The sequence below is a fragment of the Paraburkholderia sp. IW21 genome (genome assembly GCF_041321145.1).
In the GTDB taxonomy this organism is placed as follows: Bacteria; Pseudomonadota; Gammaproteobacteria; order Burkholderiales; family Burkholderiaceae; genus Paraburkholderia.
This window is the reverse complement of the sequence record NZ_JBGGWA010000001.1, coordinates 356,498-379,493: the sequence shown is the minus strand read 5'-3', so window position 1 is coordinate 379,493 and position 22,996 is coordinate 356,498. Positions and strand designations below refer to the sequence as shown.

Genomic DNA, 22,996 nt, shown 5'->3' with positions numbered 1-22,996 from the left:
GATTCTTACGCTGATATCAGTCATCACGTTTAGAACTGCATCGTCACCTGAAACCCGACAGTCACACGTGAGGCTGGAAAGCCGGAAGGTTTGTAAATCGGCGTCCCCGCGAACAGGTCATACGAGAGTCCAACAAAGCGCGACGGCAAGCCGCCGCGGATACCGATCACCGCGCCCGCCAGTTGTGTCCCCGCCAGAAATGCCGTGTTCGGTCCGAACACACGCCCGTAGTCGATCCCCGCGTATAGCGTCTGTCCCGTCTGGAAGACAGGCCATTGCAGCTCATTGCGCCAGTAAAACCCTTTCTCCGCGGCCAGCATGGTTTCGCCGTCAAAGCCGCGCACGGTATAGCGACTGCCGATGGTCAGGTCGTCCAGATAAAACAGCGTGTCGTTGGTGAACTGCCCGTGAACCGTCGTCACGTACCGGAAGGTCTGCGTAGCAACGGCGAACGGCACCGACAGGTTCGCGTCAAGCACGGTCATGTGAAAACGGTACGTGGGGCCGACCGGATACGGGTCGGGCGTCGCGCCTAGGCCGCCGATGCCCTGGCGATACGCAAGTGTGCCGTCAAACTGCGATGCGCCGAAATAATGCCGGTCTGTCAGACCCGCTTCGATGAACGTGTTGTTGCGCCTCTGTTGCGGTATGTCCGTGTCGTCGATGAAGCTCACGTCAAATCAGACTTTGCCTATAGAACATTGACGGGATATCAAGTAGCCCGAACGGGCGCAAAAAAATCCAACAAGAGAGGGACCGCAGGAACTGCCGACGTCAGTTCGTATGCAAAAAAGTCACGCGGTCCCCGCGTTGATGGCATCGCCTATATCCGGCTCCTCGGACATCTACGCTTTCCCGTTGACCTTCGAATGTGCGCCCGCTTGCGCCGCCACCTTCCCAAGATCAAACGGCGTATCCCTCAACCTCCTCCCCGTCAGCTTAAACACCGCATTAGCCACCGCCGGCGCCACCGAAGGACTCGACAACTCCCCAACCCCACCCGGTTTAGCCGGATCGCCCTGCACGATCTGAATCTCAATCTCCGGCATATCACTCATCCGCATCACCCGATAGGTATCGAAGTTCTTCTGCTCGACCTGACCATGCCGAATATCGATGCGATCCGCCGTCGCATGCCCCAACCCCCACATCAGGCCGCCGTACAGTTGTTCTTCAACCCCACCCGGCGACACAGCCAACCCGCAATCCGTCACACACGTCAGCTTCTCGACCACTACCGCATCGCCCTTCCGAACCACCCGCGCAACCACTGCGATATAGCTGCTATACGCCTGATTCGTCGCGACACCCAACGCCGTACCGGCAGGCAACGCCTGCCCCCACCCAGCCCGCGCCGCCGCCTCGCGCAACACCGCCTTATGCCGTGGGTCCTTCATATGCGCAAGCCGAAAATCAACCGGATCGCGTTGTGCGGCATGCGCCGCCTCATCCATGAAAGACTCCACCGCGAACACGTTCGGGATATAACTCACTGCGCGATACCACCCAGTCGGCACACCGGTCTCGTGACGCACCCAGCCAATATCGACATGCGGCGCATCGTAAGCAAACTCATATTTGCTGATCGCTTCAGTAGTGCTGTAGTCCATCCGATCCGGACGATCGAAATACCCCGGCTCCCATTGTTCCGGCGAAGCAGGCATCACCGCGCGCAACTGCAACGTAGTGAGATTACCGCGTGCGTCGAATGCGGCTTTGGCACGGTGATAACTCGCCGAGTGGTAGAACAGCGCGCGCATTTCGTCTTCACGACTGTTCATCAGCTTGACCGGCTTGCCGGCTTTCAACGCGAGCCACGTCACCTCAAATAGCCAGTACTTCGATTCGCGCGAGCCGAAGCTGCCGCCCGAAACAAGCTCATGCAGCACAACCCGCTCAGCAGGAATGCCGCCGATCACCTGGGCCGCTTCCTTCACCGAGGAAGGCACTTGCAAACCGCCCCAGTACTCGATGCCGCCGTCCTTCGCCCAGGCAGTGACGTTGATCGGCTCCAAGGGATTCTGCGCCTTGTAGGGCATCGAATACGACGCCTCGATCACGCGCGCACCATGCGGCCACGCGGTTGTGGCATCGCCGGTTTGAATCGTCGGCACGACACGCGCGGTGGGATCGTCGAGCCATGCAGCCTGGCGAGCAGCGAGCGTACTGCTGTCGAAGGTTTCCAGCGGACTGTCGTCCCACTCGACCTTCAACACCGCCTGGCCTTGATGCGCCGACCAATAATCGTCAGCCAGTACGGCGACACCCGCCTGATTGCCGCCGAGAATGTCGGGCCGGCCAGGAATCTGCAACACCTGCCGCACACCCGGCACCGCCAACGCGGCTTTGGCATCGACGCTACGCACGCGCGCATCGATCACCGGCGCGCGCGTGACGACCGCCACCAGCATGCCCGGCAACGACACGTCGATACTGTACGGAAACGCGCCTCTCGCTTTTAGATCGGCACCACGCTTCTTCTGCAGCTTGCCGATGTATTTGAACTGCGACGGGTCTTTCAACACGACATCTTTCGGCGCCGGCAATTGCGCCGCCACGCTCGCCAGCGATCCGTAGTTCGCACGTTTGCCGCTGGCCTTGTCGATAACGAAACCGTTTTCTGTCGTAAGCGCGGACGGCGGCACGTTCCATTGTTTCGCGGCAGCGGCGATCAACATCGCACGCGCGGTCGCGCCTGCACGCCGCAAGCGCTCATATTCGAGCGAGACGCTCGTGCTGCCGCCTGTCGAAAACACCTTCCACAGCGGATGAATATAGTCCGCGAAGAACGGATTCTCCGGCGTGATCACATCGACGCGAAACGGATCGACATCGAGTTCTTCCGCGACGACAGCGGCCAGCGCCGTGCGCGTGCCAGTGCCCGAGTCGTGTTTATGGACGACCAGCTTGATCGTATCGTCGGGGAGTACGCGCACCCAGGCGTTCGGCTCGAACTCGCCAGGTTGCGGTTTCGGATCGCCGCTTGCGTTCGCACCAGCGGCTAATGCTTCAGGCAATTGAAACCCGATCGCGAGACCCGATACCAACAATGCCGAGCTCTGCTTGATGAACCGCCGACGCGCGGAACCGTGTGCGCTGTTCAGCGTTTGCTTATCGTTGCGCATTCAAGCCTCCTCATTCGTGGAGGTGCAGACCGAAGCGCACGCTGGCGTCACCGCGGCTAAAGAAGTATCGCCCGACGCCGCGCGCTTGATCGCCTTCCGAATCCGCGCGTAAGTCCCGCAGCGGCAGATATTGCCCGACATGGCGGCGCTAATCGTTTCATCGTTGACGGTCGGCTTATCCTTCAGAAACGCTGCCGCCTGCATCAACTGTCCGGATTGACAGTAGCCGCACTGCGGCACGTCTTCCGCGACCCACGCAAGTTGCAACGGATGCCTGCCGTCTTTCGACAAACCCTCGATCGTCGTGATGTGTTTTCCAGCCACCGCAGCAACAGGCAGCAAACAGGAGCGCACCGCCTCGCCTTCCAGATGCACCGTACACGCACCGCAAAAGCCGCCGCCGCAGCCGAATTTCGTGCCGGTCAATTTGAGCCGGTCGCGCAACACCCACAACAGGGGCATGTCTTCCGGTACATTGTCGAGCGAGTGCCGCGTGTCGTTGACCACGATCTCGATCATGCGCTGTCTCCTGAATGTTGTTGTGCATTGCGGCGCGTCATTCGTGTCCATCGCCGCCTGCTTGCGGCCATTATTGAAAGCCGTTAAGCGCAACGCCAGCGACGATTTCTTCCACCCTCCGTAAGTCCGGCTAACACCCATGTTGAAGCGCTACCCTTCAATCCAGTCGATGCAGGCGTTCCTGCAAGCGGCACGCGTCGGCAGCTTCTCCAGCGCGGCGCGCCAGTTGTCGCTTACGCACAGCGCGATCAGCCAGCAGATCCGCACGCTCGAAGAGTTCGTCGGCCAGCCGCTGTTCGTGCGCGAAGGCGGCCGCGTGGTGCTGACGGATGCCGGCGTGCTGTTCGCGAATCAGTTGGCCGACGGCTTCGAGCAGATCGATCGCGCGCTGTCGTCGGTGAAAGAGCGCACGGTCAAGCAGTCGATCACGCTCGACGTCGACCCTGAGCTTGCGCAGAGCTGGCTGGTGGCGCGCTTGCCTGCTCTGCTCGGCGCGTTGACCGGCACGTCGTTGACCGTGCTGTCCACGCCGCGCCATGATCGCAGCGCGTTCGAGCGCGTGGATATCGCGTTGCGGTATGGGTATGGAGAATGGGACGGCTTTGAGAACGCGCTGATTTGCGGTGATCGATTGACTGCCGTGGGCTCGCCTGCGCTTCTGGCGGCACGCGGGCTAAGCCTGCCGCTCACGCCGGAACAGGTGCTTGATCTACCGCTGCTCGGCTATACGAAGCGCTCATGGATTCTGTGGCTCACCGCGGCCGGCATGCCCGCCATCGAACCCGATGCAGTGGCGGTGTTCGACAATGCAGCGGGATTGATCGCAGCGGCAAGCGCAGGCGTGGGCGCCGGTTTGGCGCGCGGCCTGCTCGCTGCGGACGCCCGGCGCGAGGGGCGCCTAATTGAACTCACGCAAATCGAAATCCCCACGCACTACAACCTGTATGCGGTGTGGCCACGCGAGAAAGCGGCGCGCGTGGCGCCGCTGATCGAAGTCATTCGCGAACTGGTCGCACAAACGGTCAGCGTGCGTTAGTCCTCACCGCTGCTAGTGCTGGCGCTAACACCCACGCTCGCGGCAACTTCCCGCACGGTATCGAGAAACAGCGAAAGCACCGGCGACGGGTCCTCAGCACGATAGCGCGCATGCAGCGACACCTCGGGACGCGGCGCAGCCACCGGCACGAACGCGACCCCACCGGTCGTCAATTGCCGCGCCGACGAAGGCAGCAACGCGACGCCCAGCCCTTCGCGCACCAGACACAGCAGCGTATGCACCTCGACCACCTCCTGATCGATCTGCGGTGTAAACCCTGCTTCGACGCAGCAGTCCTGCAGGAAGCGCGCGAGCTGCGAATGCTGCAAACCGAACGACACGAAGCGCTCCGTTTCCAACTCCCGCAGCGCGATCTCCTCACGCGCCGCAAGCCGATGCCCCAACGGCAACACCACCACCGCCGATTCGCGCATCACGACTTCGCTGCGAATCTCCGGGTCCTCGTGCGACACGCGAAAGAAACACACGTCGAGCCGCCGCTCCTTGAGCGCGAGGATCTGCGCGGCCGGCGTCATCTCGTGCAGCGTCCACTGCACCTGCGGATGCTTCTCCGCAAATACCCTGAGTGCGCGCGGAATCGGTTCGACCATCGCCGAGCTAATGATGCCGATCTCCAGACTCCCCACTTCGCCGCGCCCCGCGCAACGTGTCAGATCGATCGCGCGTTCGAACTGCGCGAAGATCAACGGCACTTGCTCCTTAAGTGTTTTCCCTGCCTCAGTGAGCTCGACACGGTGTTGCGAGCGCATGAATAACGCAGTTCCCATCTCCTCTTCGAGGATGCGGATTTGCTGACTGAGAGGTGGCTGCGAAATGTGCAGCCGTGCGGCTGCCCGGCCGAAATGCAGTTCGTCGGCAAGTACCGCGAAGTAACGCAACAGCCTGATGTCCATATCGCAAACGTATCAAGATCGTGGTTAAAAAATATTGTACAGAGCGTTTTTAACTTGTGAGACTGCATCGCAAGCAGCAGTGCACATCAGTGTGACACTCGATGCCGGCGAGGGGAAGGCGCACAAACACTGCGTCTTGCAAAGGGCCGCATGGGCAAGCCCAACTGGGCTGAGTTCCATCGATGCGCCTGCCCGCGATCCGGCAACTGGATACACCAGTTCCTCTCAAGGAGATCGAGTACATGATCATCGACACAAGCTGTTACCCGACCAACCTGGTCGACCTCGCGTGGCGCCATGATGGCGAGCCATTTACCGGCGAGCGTCTGATCAAGACGATGGACGGCCCCTACATCATCAACGGCAAGCCGCGCCGCATCGACAAGGCATTCATTCAACCGCCGCAAGGCAACACCATCTATACGTGGACCGACGGCAACCGTTCGGGCCGCGAGTCGATCGACGACTACATGGCGTACACCGTCGAAATGACGCAGAGGTATCCCGACCGTCTGATCGGCTGCTTCGTCTACAACCCGCGTTGCGGCCCGGAGAACGGTGCCGAAGCCATCGAGTTCTACGCGAAGGAACACGGCTTCAAGATGGTGCAATTGCAGGCCAACATGCATGCGTATCGTCCCGACCGCGCGCTCGACTGGCTGCGTCCTGCCTTGCGTAAATGCGCGGACCTCGGCCTGCTCGTGAAGCTGCACACCGGCGACGGCCCGTACAGCATCCCGAGCGAATGGTATCCGCTGATCCGCGAATTCCCGTCGGTGAATTTCATCATGGCGCACTTCGGCGTGCAAACGGGTGGCGTGTATTGCTTCGAGCCGTATCAGATGGCGCTCGATACGCCGAACGTGTATTGCGAATCGAGCTGGTGCCTGCAATCGCGGATCGTCGAATTCGCGAAGGTCCTGCCGACGCACAAGATTCTGTACGGCTCGGACACGCCGCCGAATGAACCCGGCATGTGGCTGCGTCTGCTCGAAGTGTTGTGCCACGAACCGCCGCAAGGCCTGAATCTCGACGAAGACACGCTCGAGGATTACCTCGGCAACAACCTCGCCCGCATGATCGGCATTGAGCCGAGCGCGCCGCCGAGAAGCGTCGAAGAAGCGCAAGCCTATCTGAAACACCATGCCGGCGCGTCGAAGCAACATGCCGCGAATGCAACTCAAGCAGCCTACGCAGGAGCCCGCTGATGATCATCGATACCCATCTGCACCCGACCAATCTCGTCGACGAAGCCTGGCGCCACACCGGCGAGCCGTTCACCGGCGAACGTCTGCTGAAGATGATGGACGGTCCGTACATCATCAACGGCAAGCCGCGCCGCATCGACATGGGCTTCATTCAACCGCCGCCGGGCAACACCGGCTATCGCGACGGCAATCGCCGCGGCCGTGAAGGCATTCGCGATTACATGTCGTATATCGCCGAGCTCACGCAGAAGTACCCGGATCGCTTCATCGGCAACTTCACGTACAACCCGCGTTGGGGCCCGGAGAACGGCGCGGCCGAACTCGAATTCCACGTGAAGGAGTACGGCTTCAAGATGCTGAAGCTGCACGCGAACATGCACGGCTATCGTCCGGATCGCGCGCTCGACTGGCTGCGTCCGGCAATGAAGAAATGTGCTGAACTCGGCGTCGTCGTGCTGATCCACACCGGCGACGGACCGTACACGATTCCGACGCAGTTCTATCCGATCATCCGCGAATTCCCGATGGTGAATTTCATCATCGGTCACTTCGGCATTCAAACGGGCGGCAACTACTCGTTCGAATCGTTCTGGATGGCGATGGATACGCCGAACGTGTATTGCGAATCGGGCTGGTGCTATCAGTCGCGCATCGTCGAATTCGCTCGCGAATTGCCGCGCAACAAGATCGTGTTCGGCACGGACTCGCCGCCGAATGAGCCGGGCATGTGGCTGCGCGAACTGGAAATGCTGTGCGGACCCGCACCGCAAGGCATGGATCTGGATGAAGACGGTCTCGAAGACTATATGGGCAACAACATCGCCCGTCTGGTCGGCATCGAGCCGACCAAGCCGCCGAAGGATCTGGCCGAAGCGGAAAAGCGTTTGAAGGCCACCTACGTCAATGACGTAACGCAACCGGCTTAACGCGTTCAGCGCTTGCTGTGGGGCAGGTGCGAGTCTGATCGCACCTGCCTCTCCCAACAGTCCGCTTTCGTTATCGCATTCGACGGAGTTCACTATGGCGGATAACCTCTTCCGCGCCACGCAGGATTTTCACCGCTTCGCGCAGGCGTATCGCGAGCAGTTTCCCGATGATGTATTGACGCTTAAGCGACCTTTGTCTGCCGATCAGGATGTCACCGCTGTGGTCGCCGAATTGGCAGCACGGGGTCAGCATCAGATGTTGATCTGCGAACAGGTCGACGGCATTGCAACACCGCTGGTCACCAATTTCTTTGCTTCACGTACACGCATTGGGCGTTTGTTCGACGTCGACGCGTCGGGCTTATTCGACGCTTACCAGCAACGTGCGAACGCCCCTATCGCACCGGTTTTCGTTCCCACAGGTCCGGTTCTCGACCAGGTTATCGAAGGCGACGCAGTCGATCTCGCGCAACTGCCGATGATCCGCCACTTCGATACCGACCGTGGTCCATACATTACCAACGCGGTGATCGTCGCCGAAGATCCGGTGACGGGCGTCGCCAATCTCAGCTATCACCGCTCGATGCGGCATGCCCGCAATGCGTTGGCAACCAGCTTGCATTCGCGTGGCCATCTGTGGCGCATGCTGCAAACCGCCAAAGCACGCGGCGACACATTGAAGGTCGCGATGGTGATCGGCGCGCATCCGTTGTTCATGCTGGCCGCTGCGGCACGCGTGCCCTTTGGTACAGATGAACGCGCTATTGCAGGCGGATTGTTCGGTGCGCCGTTGGAATTGGTCCGGACGCCGCGTTACGGTATTGGTGTGCCGGCCTCTGCGGAATTCGTCCTTGAAGGGACGATCGACCCGGATGCCCACGCCGAGGAAGGCCCGTTCGGCGAATTCACCGGCTATTCGTCGGACCGTTCGACCAACAACGTGCTGCGCATCGACACGATGATGCGGCGTAACGATGCATGGCTCGTCGATGTGGTCGGCGGTCCGTATGCGGAACATCTAACGCTGGCCCGCTTGCCACGCGAAGCGGAGATGAGCGAGAAGCTGAAGGCGCGCTTTCCTTCCGTTACCGCGCTGCACTATCCGAACTCGGGCACGCACTTCCACTGCTACGTCGCATTGAATCAGACACGCGACGGCGAAGCGCGCCAGATCATGCTCGCATTGCTGGGATGGGACCCGTATCTCAAGAACGTGGTGGCCGTGGATAGCGATATCGACATCACCAACGATTCGCAAGTGCTGTGGGCCATCGCCACGCATTTCCAGCCGCATCAGGACGTGTTTATCGTCGACGGCTTGCCGGGCAGCCCGCTCGATCCTTCGTCATCCGCTGCGGGCACAACGTCACGCATGGGTATCGACGCGACACGCGGCTCGCATTTCGACGGTATCCGCGCACAGATCAGCGAGCGGGCATCGCAACACGCCGTTGAGATTTTGGCCCACGCGGCCGCCGGAGCACAGCGATGACCCCGCGGCGGCTCGTAGTCGGCATCAGCGGCGCGTCCGGTTTCACGTACGGCGTGCGCCTGCTGCAACTGCTGCGTGACCTCGACATCGAGACGCATCTGACTGTCTCGCGCAGCGCCCTGCTGACGATGACGCACGAAACCGACTACAAGTTCGCCGAAGTCAGCGCCCTCGCCAGCTTCACCTACCGGTGCGACGACATGGCGGCGGCCATTTCCAGCGGCTCGTTCCGCTCGCTGGGCATGATCGTCGCCCCCTGTTCGATGAAGACGCTTGCCGAAATTGCCAGCGGCATGTCGTCGAGCTTGATCTCGCGCGCCGCCGACGTCACGTTGAAAGAGCGTCGCCCTCTGGTGCTGCTGGCGCGTGAAACCCCATACACGCTGGCGCATCTGCGCAACATGATCGCCGTCACTGAAATGGGCGCGATCGTTGCCCCACCTGTTCCGGCGTTTTACGCGCGCCCTGTTTCACTCGACCAGATGATCGACCACACGCTAGGCCGCGCGCTCGATCTGTTCGGTCTCGAAGCGGGCACCGTCAAACGCTGGCGAGAAGCAGAAGTAGAAGTGGAAACCGAAGCGAAAGCACACGCACCGCATATCGCCTGATAGCCGAACCGCACGAACCGCAGTACGAACGAAGAAACGGAGACGAGCCATGAATCACATTCACACCACCCACAACGAAATCGAGAAAATCCCTGTCACGGTGCTGACCGGCTTTCTCGGCGCCGGCAAGACGACGCTGCTCAACTACATCCTGCGCGAGAAGCACGGCCGCAAGATCGCGGTGATCGAAAACGAGTTCGGCGAAATCGGCATCGACGGTGGCCTCGTGCTCGAATCGACCGAAGAGATCTACGAGATGACCAATGGTTGCGTGTGCTGCGTCGGCGCGGTGCGTGAAGACCTGGTGCGGATCGTGCGAATGCTGGTTGAAAGACCGGACCGGCTCGATCACATCATTGTCGAAACGAGCGGGCTCGCCGATCCGTATCCGGTCGCCCAGACTTTCTTCCTCGATGATCCGATCGCGAAGCAGGTGACGCTGGATGCCGTCGTCACGATGGTGGATGCAAAGCATATCGCCGCGCATCTGGACGACGTGGTGCTCGATGGCAGCGATAACCAGGCAGTCGATCAGATCGTCTGCGCAGATCGTATTGTGATCAACAAGGTCGATCTGGTTGGCCCCGCGGATATCGCCTCGCTGACGCAACGCATTCGCAGCCTGAACGCCACGGCGGAGATCGTCGAGTCGAGTTATGCGCGAATCGATCTCGACAAGATCCTTGGCGTGGGTGCAAACGAGTTCTCGCAGATTCTGGTCGAGACCGATGGCTTGCATGAGGAAGAACACGCTCACGAGCATCACCACGAAGAACATGAAGCGCATCACGCTCACGACGAGCACGATGACGATCACGCCGACCACCAGCACGACGAAAGCGTGTCCTCAGTCGGTATCGAAGTCGACGCGGATATCGATCTCGACGCGCTGCAAAGGTGGCTCACCGAGTTGCGCGAAGCCGATGCAACCAACCTGTTCCGCATGAAGGGCATTCTCGCTTTGCAAGGCCAGTCGCACCGCTATGTGCTGCAAGGCGTGCACAACGTTATTGAGCTGCGCGCGGCGCAAGCGTGGGGCAGTGAACCACGCTCATGCCGCATCGTATTCATCGGACGCGATCTCGATCGCGCCGCGCTGACCGACCGCTTCCATGCCTGTCTTGCCGTGCCGGTTGCGGCCTGACGGGATATCCGGTCGGCGCGCGAAGTGATGCTGCACGGCCGAGCCGTGCGGCGCGCACCGATCGAAAACGATAATAGGAGACACGTCATGAACACCGCCATACACCCCGTCGATCGGATTTTGCCGAAGCGCCAGATGATCACGCTCGGTTTGCAGCACATGCTGGTCGCTTATATCGGCGCAATTGCCGTTCCGCTGATCGTTGCGTCGGCATTGAAGATGTCGTCGGCCGACACCACCGTGTTAATCAGCACCGCGCTGTTTTGCTCGGGCATTTCGACGATCTTGCAGACCGTCGGTTTCTGGAAGTTCGGCGTGCGTCTGCCGATTCTGCAAGGCGTCGCATTCAGCAGCGTCGGGCCGGTGATCGCTATCGGCACGAGTCCGGGTGTCGGCTTCGCCGGCGTGTGTGGCGCGGTAATTGGCGCGGGGCTCTTCACCCTGTTCGCCGCACCCTTGATCGGACGCTTACGAAGGTTCTTCCCACCTGTGGTGACCGGCTGCATCGTGACCGTGATTGGTTTGCAACTGTTCCCCGTTGCGTATCAATGGGCCGGTGGTGGCGAGGCCGCGCAGCAGCAGTTCGGTGCGTTGCCCTTCCTGAGCGTCACGCTGTTCGTCGCGCTGGTGATTCTTGCGATCAACCGCTTTGCCGGCCCGTTTCTGCGCAATCTCTCCGTGCTGATCGGTTTGGTTGCGGGCGGCATTCTGGCCTGCTCGCTCGGCATGGGCAACTTCACCAGCGTGAGCGCCGCGCCGTGGTTCACGATGCCGATGCCGTTCCACTTCGGCGCGCCCGTGTTTTCGCTGGTGCCCGTGCTGACGATGATCGTCGTGATGGTGGTGCAGATGGTCGAATCGATGGGACTATTCGTCGCAATCGGTGACATTGTCGACAAGGACGTCAGCGAGGAAGATGTGGTACGCGGCATGCGCGCGAACGGTCTTGCCAGCGCGATTGCCGGCATGTTCGCGGCGTTCCCGTTCATCGCCTTCATGGAAAACGTCGGCCTCGTGATCCTGACCGGCGTGCGTAGCCGCTGGGTGGTGGCGATCAGCGGCGTGCTGATGTGCGTGGTGGCGCTGGTGCCGAAGATCGGCGCGATAGTCGCATCGACACCCTCAGCGGCCCTCGGCGGCGCCGGTATCGCGATGTTCGGGGTGGTGGTGGCAGCCGGCGTGCAAACCTTGGCGAAGGTGGACTTCGAGCGCAATCGCTACAACGTGCTGATCGTCGGCTTCACGATCGCCACCGCGCTGATTCCGGTGATGGCGCCGCAAGTCTTCAAGCACATGCCCGACTGGACGCAGCCTTTCGTGCATAGCGGCGTGGTGCTGGCGTGTCTGGTATCGGTCGTACTGAACGCGGTACTGAACGGCGCGCACGAAGAAGAAAAGATCGTCGAGACGCACAACCTGGTGCGCGAATAAGCGGCGCAGGCAGTAAGACGAGCGCGGCCGTCGCGCCTCCCTGGACCGACGGCCGCTTCGCAGTAACTGAAAGGACATTGAATCGTGAGCATGCAAACTGAAGCGTTGCTGATCAAGAACCCTGTCGCGGTAATGAGCGGCCGAAGTGGTGATAGCGCGCGCCTGGGTCAGGTCGATCTGCGGATTCGCAACGGCCGTATCGCGGCCATCGCCCCTAACCTCGAACCGCGCGCCGATGAACGCGTGATCGACGCGCGTTCATGCGTCGTCTATCCGGGCTGGGTGAACACTCATCACCATCTGTTCCAGAACCTGCTGAAGGCGGTGCCGTCCGGCATCAATGCCGATTTGCAGGAATGGCTGGCCGCGGTGCCGTATCCGCGACTCGCTCGCTTTACGCCGGACCTGGCGCGTGTTGCTGCGCGATTGGGTCTTGCGGAGCTGCTGCTGTCCGGCGTGACAACCTGCGCCGATCACCACTACCTCTATCACGCGGACGGCACCACCGAAACCGGCGATCTGCTGTTCGACGAAGCCGCTTCGTTCGGCATGCGTTTCGTGCTGTGCCGTGGCGGCGCATTGCAGGCTGCCGGCGATCATCCGGGGTTCTCGAAGGTGGCGCTCAAACCCGAAACGCTCGATCAGATGCTCGCCGACATCGAACGACTGAAGTCGCGCTATCACGATTCGGGCGACGCTTCGATGCGCCGCGTCGTCGTTGCACCGACTACGCCGACGTTCTCGCTGCCGCCCGAACTGCTGCCCGAAGTCGCGCGTGCGGCCCGTCGCATGGGTCTAAGGTTGCACACGCATCTTTCCGAAACGACGCGCTACGTCGACTTCTGCAAGGAGCGCTTTAACAAACTGCCGGTGGAGTTCGTCGCCGATCACGAATGGCTCGGACCCGACGTGTGGTTCGCTCACCTCGTGCATCTACAGGCAAGCGAAATCGCGATGCTCGCGGAAACCGGCAGCGGCTGCTCGCACTGCCCGGTGAGCAATGCGCGTCTGGGTAGCGGCATTGCGCCCGCACCGCAGATGGCAGCGGCGGGCGTACCGATGTCGCTCGCAGTAGACGGCGTGGCTTCGAACGAATCCGGCAGCATGACCAATGAAGCGCACTTCGCGTGGCTCGTGCATCGCGCGGCGCAGGGTGCGTCGGCGACCACCGTTGAAGAGACGATTCATTGGGGCAGCGCGGGCGGTGCAGGCGTGCTCGGTCTCGATGCGGTCGGCACGCTCGAAGTCGGCAAGGCAGCGGATTTCGTGCTGTACGACGTCAGCGATCTGCGCTTCAACGGCTTCCACGATCCGGCTGTGGCGCCAGTGACAGCAGGTGAACCGGCTCGCGTCCGCTACAACGTGGTGAATGGCCGCGTGGTGGTCGATAACGGCGTAATACCCGGCCTCGATCTCGACCAGCTTCGCTATGAAGCAGCCGAGGGCGTAAAGCTGTTGCTCGCCGACTAAGGGACGTGCCTCGATGCAATCCCGGCGAATCCGGCTCGGCGTGTTGACGCCGTCGTCGAACACGGCGCTTGAGCCGATCACCGCGGCGATGCTCAGCGAATTGCCGCACGTCAGCGCGCACTTTGCCCGCTTCACGGTGACGGAGATCGCGCTATCGGAGCAGGCGCTCGGGCAGTTCGACGCGAGCCGGATTCTGGCGGCGGCGCGTCAACTGGCCGATGCGCGCGTGGATGTAATCGGCTGGAGCGGCACGTCCGCAGGTTGGCTCGGATTCGAGCGCGACCAGGCGTTGTGCCGCCAGATCACCGAGGCAACGGGTATCCCCGCAACGACCTCGGTGCTGGCGCTCAACGAAATCTTCGCTAAATCCGGCGTGCGGCGGTTCGGCTTGGTGTCACCGTATATCGACGATGTTCAGCAGCGGATCGTCCGCAACTACGAGAAGCTCGGCATCGAATGCGTCGCGGAACGACACCTCGGCTTGCAGAACAATTTCAGCTTTGCCGAGGTGCCGGACACGCAGTTGGCGATCATGATGCGTGAGGCCGCGTTTGCGAGGCCGGATGCGGTGACGACCTTTTGCACGAATCTGCACGCGGCGCATTTGGTGCGGGCGTTCGAGATGGCTACCGATATTCCGGCTTATGACACGGTGGCGACCGTGGTGTGGAAGTCTTTAAGGATGTTGGGGGTGAATACGGAGCCACTGGCGAGTTGGGGGCGGTTGTTCACCGACGTCGCTTGATCGGATGGCCGGTAGCAGCGCGGCCTGCCTCAACCGCGCAATGCCCTCTTCAATCGCAAGCGTCGATTAGCTTCCGTCATGCGTGCGAATGCTGATCAGTGGGATAAACGATACGATAGATGTTTGATCCGAAGCCGCTGCATCTTCGCTAAACTTCGATCCGCCATCCAACCCACCGAGCACCGCACCTTGACCATCCACATCCGCCCTGCCCACGCATCCGACACCGACTTGATTCTCCGCTTTATCACCGAACTCGCGGTGTATGAGAAAGCAGAGCATGAAGTTGTCGCTACCGTTAGCGATATCGAAGCAAGCCTGTTCGCCGCCACGTCCACAGCCAAGGCGTTGATTTGCGAAATGAACGGCGAGCCGATCGGCTTTTGTGTCTACTTCTTTTCTTATTCGACGTGGCTCGGCAAACAGGGGCTTTATCTGGAAGACCTGTACATATCGCCGAAATCGCGTGGCAGTGGCGCGGGCAAACAGATGCTTCGCCACCTCGCACAAATTGCATGCGAAACAGGCTGTGGGCGCTTCGAATGGAGCGTGCTCGACTGGAACGAGCCGGCAATCGGCTTCTATGAATCGATCGGCGCGAGCGCGCAAAGCGAATGGGTTCGCTACCGGCTGGCGGGCGACGCCCTCACGGCGTTTGCCGATGGCAATTCGTGACACGCTAAGCGGAAGTAATGGCAATCTGAAGAGCAACCGTAGCTGGGTGCAACCGCTATTCGCGCTGCATCTGCATCGCGGCTCGCGCGCGCAATGCCTGATCAGCTACCAGATATCGCGGAGCGGCAGCCGATAAGCCGCCGCCCCGGTGTGGGTCAATGCGGGGCCTTACCGTTCGGCACAGCATCCAGCGGTTTGTGCTGTTCTTCGCCGAGTCCTGGGAAAAACGCATTCCATGCGGCGCGTACGCCCTGAGCCGCGGTGGCTTCCGCGCCGATCGATTCAGCCTCGCCTTCCGCAGCTTTCGACGGGTCCGCCGAAAGGCCACGCCAGTGCGTAAAGACCAGCAACGGTTTCTCAGTCCATATCCCGTCGCCAAATTTCGCAAACGCTGTATCCCCGCTGGTCAACTGCACCTCATACCAGCCTTCCCGGACAGGCGTATGGGCGGCAAGCTCAAACCACGTGGTCGGTTCGATTTCCTTCATGTCGTCTCCGCAGATAGATCGTCATAGATAACCACAACCAAGGCATTCTTCATGCCCGAGCCGGGCAAAGGCCCGGCAGGCTCACGCCGCACGCCACGCGATGTTGCAAGGCAGTGCGCTGGGCATGCTCTGCGGGCGATTCGTCGATGTCGCGCACTTCAAAATCGCCGCGCATAAGCGACACGATAGCGCGACATAGGGCACGCGGACAAACGTAAAAACTTACACGCCGCGCCGGGTGGAGATCGAACTTGCCAACCCGCTGCCCGGCTCGCGCGCCATCTCCCGCGCCAGCCCGGCCAATACGCGGACAGCCGGCACCAGTTGCTCCGCTGGCGTGCTGCCGTACCCAATCACCAGCCCGTTCGTGTTCTCGCGCTGCTGCAACGCAAAACCGGATAGCGCGCGCGGATTGAGCCGCTCGGCGAGCGCGCGTTCCGCGAGGGTCCGATCGGAAATGTGCGACGGCAGGCGAAGCGTCAGATGCATGCCGCAATTGCCGCCCAGAATCTGCGACGGCGCGAAATGCGCGTTGAGTGCATCGCGTAACGCCTGCTGGCGCTCACGATATAAGCGCCGCATGCGGCCCAGATGGCGCCCGAATTCGCCGCTGCCGATGAAATGCGCCAGCGCCAGTTGCTCCAGCCGATGCCCGCCGCGCAGCATTTCCTGCAACGCAACAGCGGTGTGCGCGGCGATGGCGCGTGGCAACACCACGAAGCCGATACGCAGTGCCGGAAACATCGTTTTGCTGAATGAGCCGACATACAACACCGGCGCGTCCTCGACCAGTCCTTGCATGCTGGCGATCGGCTCGCCGGTGTGGCGAAATTCGCCGTCGTAATCGTCTTCGATTAGCCAGGCGCCATGGCGGCGCGCCTGCGCGATCAGCTCCAGACGGCGCGTCACCGACAACACTGAACCAGTCGGATATTGATGCGCCGGCGACGTGTAGATCAGCTTCGGCGTATGCGTGCGCCACGCCTCGGGCGGCACCGCGATGCCTTCGGGATCGACCGGCATAGGCACCATGGTCAGGTCGCCGAGATTGAAGGCGGCCTTGGCGCCGCGATAGCCAGGGTCTTCGACCCACGCGATGTCGCCCGGATTGGTGAACAGCCGCACACAAAGATTTAGCGCCTCCTGGGCGCCTTCGGTGATCACCACCTGCGAGCCCTCGCAGCGTACGCCGCGCGCCATCCGCAGATGCGCGGCAATCGCGTCGCGCAGCGCCGGTTCGCCCGTCGGTATGCCATAGCCGAGCGCGAGCGGCAACGCGCGCTCCATCGACCGTTCGAGCGCACGCCGCCAGGCGGCCAGTGGAAAGCGGTCCAGCGCGGGCGTGCCTGGTGTCAGCGGCAAGGTGTTGTCGGCATGGGTGCGCGTCGCCGCGAATTGCTCGACGCGCGCCGCGTAGGCCACCTCCGGCGCGGCCGGCAGTGTCCGCGGTTCACCGCAGGCGGCCGGGCTGGAGAGCGGACTTACGCGCGTGCCCTTTTTGTCGGCCACCACGTAGCCGACCGCGGCCAGATGCTCGTAAGCGATCACCACCGTGTTGCGCGACACGCCCATCTCCGCCGCCAGCAACCGCGACGACGGCAGCAGCGACCCCGCCGGCAAACGCCCGGCGAGAATCGCCTGCTGTAGGCGCTCGATCAGTTGTTTTTGCAGCGGCACGGACTTTTCGCCGTTACCGGCGGTGGTCGCCGCAACCGGGTTGGCGAGCGGGCCAATGATCTCGATCATCGCGGCTGGACCTATCAAATTCGATTGGACTGGATCTTTTTAACATACCACGTTTGCCGTATCGTTCACCATAGCCAAACGATCATCAACCCCTGACAGGAGAGCAGACATGGAACCCAGACGTAACGCGTTCGAGCAGCCGATCGGCGTCCCCGTGACGGGCTGGAACGGCGCCCAGGCGCCCGGCCGGGAGCCGCTGGTGGGCCGTTATTGCCGGATCGAACCGGTGGACGTGGAGCGCCATGCGGCAGACCTGTTCGAGGCCTACAGCTCGGCGCCCGATGGCCGCGACTGGACCTATCTGAATGTCGGGCCGTTCGACAGCCTGGCCGCGTATCGCGAACATCTGACGCGCGCAGCCGCGTCGGCCGATCCGCTGCACTATGCGGTGATCGATCTGGCGACCGGCAAGGCGGTCGGCACGCTCGCGCTGATGCGTATCGACCGCGCGAACGGTGTGATCGAAGTTGGGCACGTCACCTATTCGCCGCGCCTGAAGCGCACCCGCATCGCCACCGAAGCGATGTTCCTGCTGATGAACCATGTGTTCGACGACCTCGGCTATCGCCGCTTCGAATGGAAGTGCGATTCGCTGAACGGACCGTCGCGCACAGCCGCGTCGCGGTATGGCTTTACGTTCGAAGGGATCTTCCGGCAGGCGATCGTGTATCGCGAACGCAATCGCGACACCGCGTGGTTTTCGATCATCGACAGCGAATGGCCCGCACTGCGTCCGAGCTATGCGCGCTGGCTCGATGCCGGCAACTTCGATGCGCAGGGCAAGCAGGTTGAACGGCTGGTGGATCTGGTCGCGCGACAGCGGGCGGCGGCGAGCGAAGGCGGTCAATAGACTCAGGTCCCGCCTGCCGTTCGCCGCAGCACGATGGTCGGCTTGCCTTTGTATGTCGTGCGAAGCTGCTCGCGGTATCCGCACTTCTGCGCGACCCGCAGCGACGGCTGGTTTTCCGGCGAGATGATGCAGGCGGTGTCGCCGTCCGGCCAGTGCGCGTCGGCCCAACCGAGAGCGGCGCGCACGGCTTCGGTTGCGTAGCCTCGGTGGTGCACGGCGGGGTCCAATGCCCAGCCGATTTCAGGTGTATTCATCAACGAAGGCTCGATCTCGCGGTGGTAGTCGGCAAAGCCGACTTCGCCGATGAACCGGCCGCTATCTTTTTCCCGCACGACCCAATAACCGTATCCCAGCATCGCCCAATGCCCGGCGTAACGCAGCAGGCGCGCCCAGACTTCCTCGCGCGTGAACGGCTTGCCGCCAATGTAGCGGATCACCTCGGAATCGGACCACATCGCGTAGCTATCGAGGAAATCATCGCGCGTGTGCGGACGCATGATCAGGCGGTCGGTGGTGAGAAGCGTGGGGCGGGTGGACATGGGCGAGCTGATGGTTGGCGTGGACGCTTTGGGGTTAAGCAGCGTTGACGGGGTGCCTGGGATGATCGCAGATTTTTTAGGCTTGGTATCGATCACGACGCACTCACGCGGAATGACGATGCAAAAAAGGTATTGTCGGACGCACAAAACAGTACTGGATTGTATCCACGCAAGCCGCTACGCTGGCGGATCGCTCGTTCCGCCCACCCCCACGCCCCGCGCCGTTTGCCCCGATGTTAGCCACCCTTGAGATTCTGCTTCCCGTGTTCGGCCTGATTTTGGCGGGCTTTGCATGCCGTCGGCGCGGCGTGCTCGGACCGAACGGCGCGTCGGAGTTGAATCGCTTTGTGGTCTGGCTGGCGTTGCCGGCTCTGCTGTTCGACACAATGGCGCGCGCCACCTGGCAACAGCTCTATCAGCCGGCCTTCGTCGCGTCGTTTTCGATGGGGTGCGTCAGCGTGTTTCTGCTGATTCTCGTCATGCGTTTGATGCGTGGCCGGCACCTGGCCGACGCGAGCGTCGACGCGATTGCGGCGTCGTATCCAAACACCGGTTACATCGGCTTTCCGCTGGGCATGATCGCGTTCGGGCCAGCCAGCCTGACGCCGACCACGATCGCCACGATTCTTGTCGCGTGCGTGCTGTTCGCGCTCGCGATCGTGTTGATCGAAGTCGGCTTGCAGACCGAGCGCACGCCGCACAAGCTGGGTTTGAAAGTGCTGCGCTCACTAGCGCGCAATCCGCTGATCGTGTCGCCGATTGCGGGCGTGCTGTTCGCGAGCACCCACGTCGCGTTGCCGCAGAGCGCGGAGACCTTTCTGAAGCTGTTGAGCGGCGCGGCCAGTCCTTGCGCGCTGGTGAGTCTCGGCTTGTTCCTCGCGGAAAAGCGCCCGTCCGAGACCGGCGCGCGAGGCATCTCGCTGCTGCTGACCGGAGTGAAGCTGCTGGCGCAACCCGCGCTGACCTGGTGGCTGGCGGCGCGCGTGTTCGGGCTCTCGCCCACCCTGGTCGAGATGGCTGTCGTGCTGGCCGCGCTGCCCACCGGCACCGGCCCGTTCATGCTGGCCGAGTTCTACCAGCGCGAGGCGCACATCACGTCGCGCACGATTTTGCTGTCGACGGTGGGCTCGGTGGTGACCTTGTCGCTGCTACTGCTGGTGATGGGACATCGCTCGTAAGCGAACCACGAGCGCACCGGCATCCGCGACAAAACCTATCTTGAAGCTGCGTACCCTCTCGCGATGCTAGAGTTGGGGCACGCGCATGGGTCGTCGTCATGCGCACCGCCCGGAACCCACAAAAAAAGCTTCGCTCGGAGAATCGGATGTCTGAAGAATATGAAGTACATGGTCCGCACGACCATGCAGTTGAACACGCCGGCCACCACGACGCCGATCCCTTTGGGAGCCGCATGGCCGTGATGACGGCGATTCTCGCGACGATCGGCGCACTGTGCGCATACCAAAGCGGCAATAGCGAAAACCTGGCGCTGTACTACAAGAACGAAGCCGCCATTAAAAAGACCGAAGCATCGAATCAATGGAACTACTACCAGGCCAAGGGCGAGAAAGAGAATCTCGCGGACCTTGGCGCAACGTTGTCGCTCGGCAATGCCGATGCACACGCAAAGTTCCTCGCCGACGTCGCCAAGTACAAGCAGCAGAAGGAGCCGATCCGCGCGAAGGCTGAAGCGATCGAGAAGGAAGTCGTGGACGCCGACGCCAAAAGTGAAGCGCTCCTGCACGGTCATCATCGCTGGGCGCAGGCCACCACGTTGATTCAGGTTGCCATCGCCCTGTGTGCGATCACGTTGCTGACTCGCAAGAAATGGCTGCGCAACCTGTCGTTCCTCATCGCGGCAGCGGGTGTGGTGACGGGTGCCGTGGCGTTCTTGTCGGCCTAAAGCTCGCCGCACTCCACTTTGTCGTAGGTCAAAGACATGTGGATTGGATGCTCGGCAGTCCAACTTTCATGACATAAATTCAGGACGCCGCGATCTCGCATCGCGCATCCGCGCCGCTGTATAGGGCGCAACCTGTCATGGAGGACTCACCGTGAATGCATCCCCCAACGCTGAAAGCGACCTGATCGCCAACCTCGACGAAAGCGTGATGCTTCCGCAACTCGGCTGCCCGTCTGGCGAAATCGGCGTGGCAGTCGGCAACATGCTGGAACGCTCGAATCTGGCCGTTATCGACGCATCCTTCGATCTGCTCGACCTGCGCGCGAATGAGCGGATTCTTGAGATCGGTCTGGGCAACGGCGGCCATATCGCGTCGGTGCTGGATCAGGCGGCAGGACTCCGCTTCACCGGCATCGATATATCGCCGACCATGATCGCCGAGGCGCGCCGCCACAATGCGTCCTTCGTCCGCGATGGCCACGTATGGCTCGAAATCGCCGACGTCATGTCCTTGCCGTTCGCGCCAGGCTCGTTCGACAAAGCCATTGCGATCAACACCACGTATTTCTGGCCCGACCTGGTCGGCGGTCTGAAGGAAATCCATCGCGTGTTGCGCGCGGGCGGCATGTTGGTGATCGCGGCCATCACGCCTGAGGCAGCCAAGGAGATGGCATTCGCCAAATACGGCTTCACCATCGACGATGCAGCCGCGCTGGAAGCCGCATGCATTGCGGCCGGTTTCGAGCGGATCGGCATCACGCGCTACGTCGAACCACTGCTCGATCCGCCACAAGAATTCGGCCCGCGCGAGTTCTATCTTCTGCTGGCCTGCGCCGCCTGAGGCGACGCGCAACGCTAACGATTACACCCGGCGCGGCGCCGGTCACTGCATTCATCAATGCGCGAGGCCACGCGCGCGCGCGAGCAACAACTCGCGCTCGCGCGCGTTGCGCGTCATGGCCGCGGCGCGTTCGAATTCCGCGCGAGCCGCGTCCATGCGCCCTAGCTTCGCCAGCAGATCGCCGCGCACGCTCGGCAGCCAGTGATAGTTCGCGAGCGCTGCATCGGCCGCGAGCGCATCGACGATTTCCAGAGCGGCGGCCGGCCCGAACGCCATACCGACCGCCACGGCTCGATTCAGCTCGACCACCGGTGAAGGCGCTACCTGCGCCAACGCGTCATACAACGCGACAATCCGCGCCCAGTCGGTATCCCCGGCACGGCGAGCGCGCGCATGGCACGCGGCCAGCGCCGCCTGCAACGCATACGGGCCGCTCGCACCACCCAATGCGTGCGAAGTGCCGAGCGCGGCCAGCCCGCGGCGGATCAGGAGCGGGTCCCAGCGGCTGCGGTCCTGGTCGAGCAGCAGCACCGGCCTGCCATCGGCGTCGGTGCGCGCGTGCGTGCGCGACGCCTGAATTTCCATCAACGCGACGAGGCCGTGCACTTCGCTCTCGCCAGGCACGAGCCCGCTCAATACACGCCCAAGCCGCAGCGCCTCCTCGCAAAGCGCCGGACGCATCCAGTCGTCGCCGGCCGTGGCCGAATAACCTTCGTTGAAAATCAGATAGATCACCTGCAAGACCGACGCGAGCCGCGGCGCACGCGCGTCCGCCTGCGGCACCTCGAACGGCACCTTGGCCGCCGACAGCGTGCGCTTGGCCCGCACGATGCGCTGTGCGATGGTCGGTTCCGGCACAAGAAACGCGCGCGCGATTTCGTCCGCGGTGAGGCCGCCGAGCAGGCGCAGGGTCAGCGCGACGCGTGCGTCGGTGGACAACACCGGGTGACACGCAGTGAACACCAGCCGCAGCAGATCGTCGCCGATATCGTCGGCGCGTGCGGCGTCGAGGGCATCGACGAAATCCGGCACGAGGTGGGCCTCCAATGCGTCGAGATCATGACCCAGCTCTTCACGCTTGCGGGCATGCAACGCTTCCTGGCGCAAGCGGTCGAGCGCGCGGTTCTTCGCGGTCGCCATCAGCCATGCTCCTGGGTTATCGGGCACACCCGCGCCGGGCCAATGTTCAAGGGCCGCCACCAGCGCGTCCTGCGCCAACTCTTCGGCGAGTCCCACGTCACGCACGATCCGCGCGACGTGAGCGATGACCTTGGCGGATTCGATCCGCCAGACTGCCTCGATGGCACGGTGGGTGGCCGGTGTCGTCACGGCC

Annotated in this window: 22 protein-coding genes and 1 pseudogene; 15 read left to right on the top strand and 8 right to left on the bottom strand. The window is 62.1% G+C overall.

Features of this window, described 5'->3' with window-relative positions:
- Positions 1 to 29: 29 nt before the first annotated feature.
- From ACAX43_RS01725 to ACAX43_RS01715, 3 genes and pseudogenes are all read right to left on the bottom strand, one after another.
- Positions 30 to 680, bottom strand: a pseudogene (locus ACAX43_RS01725) (ShlB/FhaC/HecB family hemolysin secretion/activation protein); the annotation flags it as partial.
- A 165-nt stretch (positions 681 to 845) separates the two neighbouring features.
- Positions 846 to 3,125, bottom strand: coding sequence for a molybdopterin cofactor-binding domain-containing protein (locus ACAX43_RS01720; RefSeq protein WP_370706688.1), 2,280 nt, complete (start codon positions 3,123 to 3,125; stop codon positions 846 to 848).
- Complete coding sequence (locus ACAX43_RS01715; RefSeq protein WP_370706687.1) at positions 3,126 to 3,644, bottom strand: (2Fe-2S)-binding protein; 519 nt, start codon at positions 3,642 to 3,644, stop codon at positions 3,126 to 3,128. It abuts the gene before it with no gap.
- Positions 3,645 to 3,783: 139 nt separating this feature from the next.
- Between ACAX43_RS01715 and ACAX43_RS01710 the strand changes: the two genes are divergently transcribed.
- The gene (locus ACAX43_RS01710) at positions 3,784 to 4,680 is read left to right on the top strand and encodes a LysR family transcriptional regulator (protein ID WP_370706686.1); all 897 of its coding nucleotides are present in this window, start codon (positions 3,784 to 3,786) and stop codon (positions 4,678 to 4,680) included.
- On the opposite strand, the gene ACAX43_RS01705 is transcribed toward ACAX43_RS01710, so the two are convergent.
- Positions 4,677 to 5,594 carry a LysR substrate-binding domain-containing protein gene (locus ACAX43_RS01705; protein WP_370706685.1) on the bottom strand — a complete coding sequence of 306 codons (918 nt, stop codon included), beginning with the start codon at positions 5,592 to 5,594 and terminating at the stop codon, positions 4,677 to 4,679. The genes ACAX43_RS01710 and ACAX43_RS01705 overlap by 4 nt on opposite strands.
- Positions 5,595 to 5,836: 242 nt before the next feature.
- Between ACAX43_RS01705 and ACAX43_RS01700 the strand changes: the two genes are divergently transcribed.
- The 10 genes from ACAX43_RS01700 (at position 5,837) to ACAX43_RS01655 (ending at position 15,432) form a co-directional block, all read left to right on the top strand.
- Positions 5,837 to 6,802, top strand: coding sequence for an amidohydrolase family protein (locus ACAX43_RS01700; RefSeq protein ID WP_370706684.1), 966 nt, complete (start codon positions 5,837 to 5,839; stop codon positions 6,800 to 6,802).
- Positions 6,802 to 7,728 (top strand): amidohydrolase family protein, encoded by a 927-nt coding sequence (locus ACAX43_RS01695; RefSeq protein ID WP_054033985.1) that lies wholly within the window; start codon positions 6,802 to 6,804, stop codon positions 7,726 to 7,728. Before ACAX43_RS01700 ends, ACAX43_RS01695 begins: the two co-directional genes overlap by 1 nt.
- A 94-nt stretch (positions 7,729 to 7,822) precedes the next feature.
- Positions 7,823 to 9,220 carry a UbiD family decarboxylase gene (locus ACAX43_RS01690; protein WP_370706683.1) on the top strand — a complete coding sequence of 466 codons (1,398 nt, stop codon included), beginning with the start codon at positions 7,823 to 7,825 and terminating at the stop codon, positions 9,218 to 9,220.
- Complete coding sequence (locus ACAX43_RS01685) at positions 9,217 to 9,831, top strand: UbiX family flavin prenyltransferase (RefSeq protein ID WP_370706682.1); 615 nt, start codon at positions 9,217 to 9,219, stop codon at positions 9,829 to 9,831. Before ACAX43_RS01690 ends, ACAX43_RS01685 begins: the two co-directional genes overlap by 4 nt.
- 49 nt (positions 9,832 to 9,880) lie before the next feature.
- Positions 9,881 to 10,975 (top strand): GTP-binding protein, encoded by a 1,095-nt coding sequence (locus tag ACAX43_RS01680; RefSeq protein WP_370706681.1) that lies wholly within the window; start codon positions 9,881 to 9,883, stop codon positions 10,973 to 10,975.
- Positions 10,976 to 11,062: 87 nt separating this feature from the next.
- Entirely contained in the window at positions 11,063 to 12,406 is a 1,344-nt protein-coding gene (locus tag ACAX43_RS01675) for a nucleobase:cation symporter-2 family protein (RefSeq protein ID WP_370706680.1), read from the top strand.
- Positions 12,407 to 12,496: 90 nt separating this feature from the next.
- A complete protein-coding gene (locus ACAX43_RS01670) occupies positions 12,497 to 13,876 on the top strand; it encodes an amidohydrolase family protein (RefSeq protein WP_370707074.1) in 1,380 nt (459 codons plus the stop codon).
- A 13-nt stretch (positions 13,877 to 13,889) separates the two neighbouring features.
- Positions 13,890 to 14,621 (top strand): Asp/Glu/hydantoin racemase, encoded by a 732-nt coding sequence (locus ACAX43_RS01665; RefSeq protein WP_370706679.1) that lies wholly within the window; start codon positions 13,890 to 13,892, stop codon positions 14,619 to 14,621.
- 189 nt (positions 14,622 to 14,810) lie between these two features.
- Complete coding sequence (locus tag ACAX43_RS01660) at positions 14,811 to 15,296, top strand: N-acetyltransferase family protein (protein WP_370706678.1); 486 nt, start codon at positions 14,811 to 14,813, stop codon at positions 15,294 to 15,296.
- Positions 15,283 to 15,432, top strand: a complete 150-nt coding sequence (locus ACAX43_RS01655; RefSeq protein WP_370706677.1) for a hypothetical protein — start codon at positions 15,283 to 15,285, stop codon at positions 15,430 to 15,432. Before ACAX43_RS01660 ends, ACAX43_RS01655 begins: the two co-directional genes overlap by 14 nt.
- 19 nt (positions 15,433 to 15,451) lie before the next feature.
- On the opposite strand, the gene ACAX43_RS01650 is transcribed toward ACAX43_RS01655, so the two are convergent.
- Positions 15,452 to 15,784, bottom strand: a complete 333-nt coding sequence (locus ACAX43_RS01650) for a hypothetical protein (protein ID WP_370706676.1) — start codon at positions 15,782 to 15,784, stop codon at positions 15,452 to 15,454.
- Between the two features lie 222 nt (positions 15,785 to 16,006).
- The gene (locus tag ACAX43_RS01645; RefSeq protein WP_370706675.1) at positions 16,007 to 17,530 is read right to left on the bottom strand and encodes a PLP-dependent aminotransferase family protein; all 1,524 of its coding nucleotides are present in this window, start codon (positions 17,528 to 17,530) and stop codon (positions 16,007 to 16,009) included.
- Positions 17,531 to 17,639: 109 nt separating this feature from the next.
- Between ACAX43_RS01645 and ACAX43_RS01640 the strand changes: the two genes are divergently transcribed.
- Entirely contained in the window at positions 17,640 to 18,380 is a 741-nt protein-coding gene (locus tag ACAX43_RS01640) for a GNAT family N-acetyltransferase (RefSeq protein ID WP_370706674.1), read from the top strand.
- Between the two features lie 2 nt (positions 18,381 to 18,382).
- On the opposite strand, the gene ACAX43_RS01635 is transcribed toward ACAX43_RS01640, so the two are convergent.
- Positions 18,383 to 18,919: a GNAT family N-acetyltransferase gene (locus ACAX43_RS01635; protein ID WP_370707073.1), complete on the bottom strand. Its 537-nt coding sequence runs from the start codon at positions 18,917 to 18,919 to the stop codon at positions 18,383 to 18,385.
- A 233-nt stretch (positions 18,920 to 19,152) separates the two neighbouring features.
- Between ACAX43_RS01635 and ACAX43_RS01630 the strand changes: the two genes are divergently transcribed.
- The 3 genes from ACAX43_RS01630 to ACAX43_RS01620 all read left to right on the top strand — a co-directional run bounded on the left by ACAX43_RS01630 (position 19,153) and on the right by ACAX43_RS01620 (position 21,663).
- Entirely contained in the window at positions 19,153 to 20,097 is a 945-nt protein-coding gene (locus tag ACAX43_RS01630) for an AEC family transporter (protein ID WP_370706673.1), read from the top strand.
- 146 nt (positions 20,098 to 20,243) lie between these two features.
- Positions 20,244 to 20,822 (top strand): DUF4337 domain-containing protein, encoded by a 579-nt coding sequence (locus ACAX43_RS01625; protein WP_370706672.1) that lies wholly within the window; start codon positions 20,244 to 20,246, stop codon positions 20,820 to 20,822.
- Positions 20,823 to 20,973: 151 nt separating this feature from the next.
- Complete coding sequence (locus ACAX43_RS01620; RefSeq protein ID WP_370706671.1) at positions 20,974 to 21,663, top strand: class I SAM-dependent methyltransferase; 690 nt, start codon at positions 20,974 to 20,976, stop codon at positions 21,661 to 21,663.
- Positions 21,664 to 21,717: 54 nt separating this feature from the next.
- Here the strand turns inward: ACAX43_RS01620 and ACAX43_RS01615 are convergent, their stop codons facing one another.
- Positions 21,718 to 22,992 (bottom strand): RNA polymerase sigma factor, encoded by a 1,275-nt coding sequence (locus tag ACAX43_RS01615; protein ID WP_370706670.1) that lies wholly within the window; start codon positions 22,990 to 22,992, stop codon positions 21,718 to 21,720.
- Positions 22,993 to 22,996: the final 4 nt, after the last annotated feature.

Bases quoted from the DNA above. Each gene is read 5' to 3' on its own strand.
- ACAX43_RS01680 (WP_370706681.1), top strand. From the start codon at position 9,881: ATGAATCACATTCACACCACCCACAACGAAATCGAGAAAATCCCTGTC.
- ACAX43_RS01650 (WP_370706676.1), bottom strand. From the start codon at position 15,784: ATGAAGGAAATCGAACCGACCACGTGGTTTGAGCTTGCCGCCCATACG.
- ACAX43_RS01715 (WP_370706687.1), bottom strand. From the start codon at position 3,644: ATGATCGAGATCGTGGTCAACGACACGCGGCACTCGCTCGACAATGTA.
- ACAX43_RS01630 (WP_370706673.1), top strand. From the start codon at position 19,153: ATGTTAGCCACCCTTGAGATTCTGCTTCCCGTGTTCGGCCTGATTTTG.
- ACAX43_RS01690 (WP_370706683.1), top strand. From the start codon at position 7,823: ATGGCGGATAACCTCTTCCGCGCCACGCAGGATTTTCACCGCTTCGCG.
- ACAX43_RS01645 (WP_370706675.1), bottom strand. From the start codon at position 17,530: ATGATCGAGATCATTGGCCCGCTCGCCAACCCGGTTGCGGCGACCACC.
- ACAX43_RS01685 (WP_370706682.1), top strand. From the start codon at position 9,217: ATGACCCCGCGGCGGCTCGTAGTCGGCATCAGCGGCGCGTCCGGTTTC.
- ACAX43_RS01640 (WP_370706674.1), top strand. From the start codon at position 17,640: ATGGAACCCAGACGTAACGCGTTCGAGCAGCCGATCGGCGTCCCCGTG.
- ACAX43_RS01625 (WP_370706672.1), top strand. From the start codon at position 20,244: ATGTCTGAAGAATATGAAGTACATGGTCCGCACGACCATGCAGTTGAA.
- ACAX43_RS01670 (WP_370707074.1), top strand. From the start codon at position 12,497: ATGCAAACTGAAGCGTTGCTGATCAAGAACCCTGTCGCGGTAATGAGC.
- ACAX43_RS01700 (WP_370706684.1), top strand. From the start codon at position 5,837: ATGATCATCGACACAAGCTGTTACCCGACCAACCTGGTCGACCTCGCG.
- ACAX43_RS01665 (WP_370706679.1), top strand. From the start codon at position 13,890: ATGCAATCCCGGCGAATCCGGCTCGGCGTGTTGACGCCGTCGTCGAAC.
- ACAX43_RS01705 (WP_370706685.1), bottom strand. From the start codon at position 5,594: ATGGACATCAGGCTGTTGCGTTACTTCGCGGTACTTGCCGACGAACTG.
- ACAX43_RS01655 (WP_370706677.1), top strand. From the start codon at position 15,283: ATGGCAATTCGTGACACGCTAAGCGGAAGTAATGGCAATCTGAAGAGC.
- ACAX43_RS01720 (WP_370706688.1), bottom strand. From the start codon at position 3,125: ATGCGCAACGATAAGCAAACGCTGAACAGCGCACACGGTTCCGCGCGT.
- ACAX43_RS01635 (WP_370707073.1), bottom strand. From the start codon at position 18,919: ATGTCCACCCGCCCCACGCTTCTCACCACCGACCGCCTGATCATGCGT.
- ACAX43_RS01675 (WP_370706680.1), top strand. From the start codon at position 11,063: ATGAACACCGCCATACACCCCGTCGATCGGATTTTGCCGAAGCGCCAG.
- ACAX43_RS01695 (WP_054033985.1), top strand. From the start codon at position 6,802: ATGATCATCGATACCCATCTGCACCCGACCAATCTCGTCGACGAAGCC.
- ACAX43_RS01710 (WP_370706686.1), top strand. From the start codon at position 3,784: ATGTTGAAGCGCTACCCTTCAATCCAGTCGATGCAGGCGTTCCTGCAA.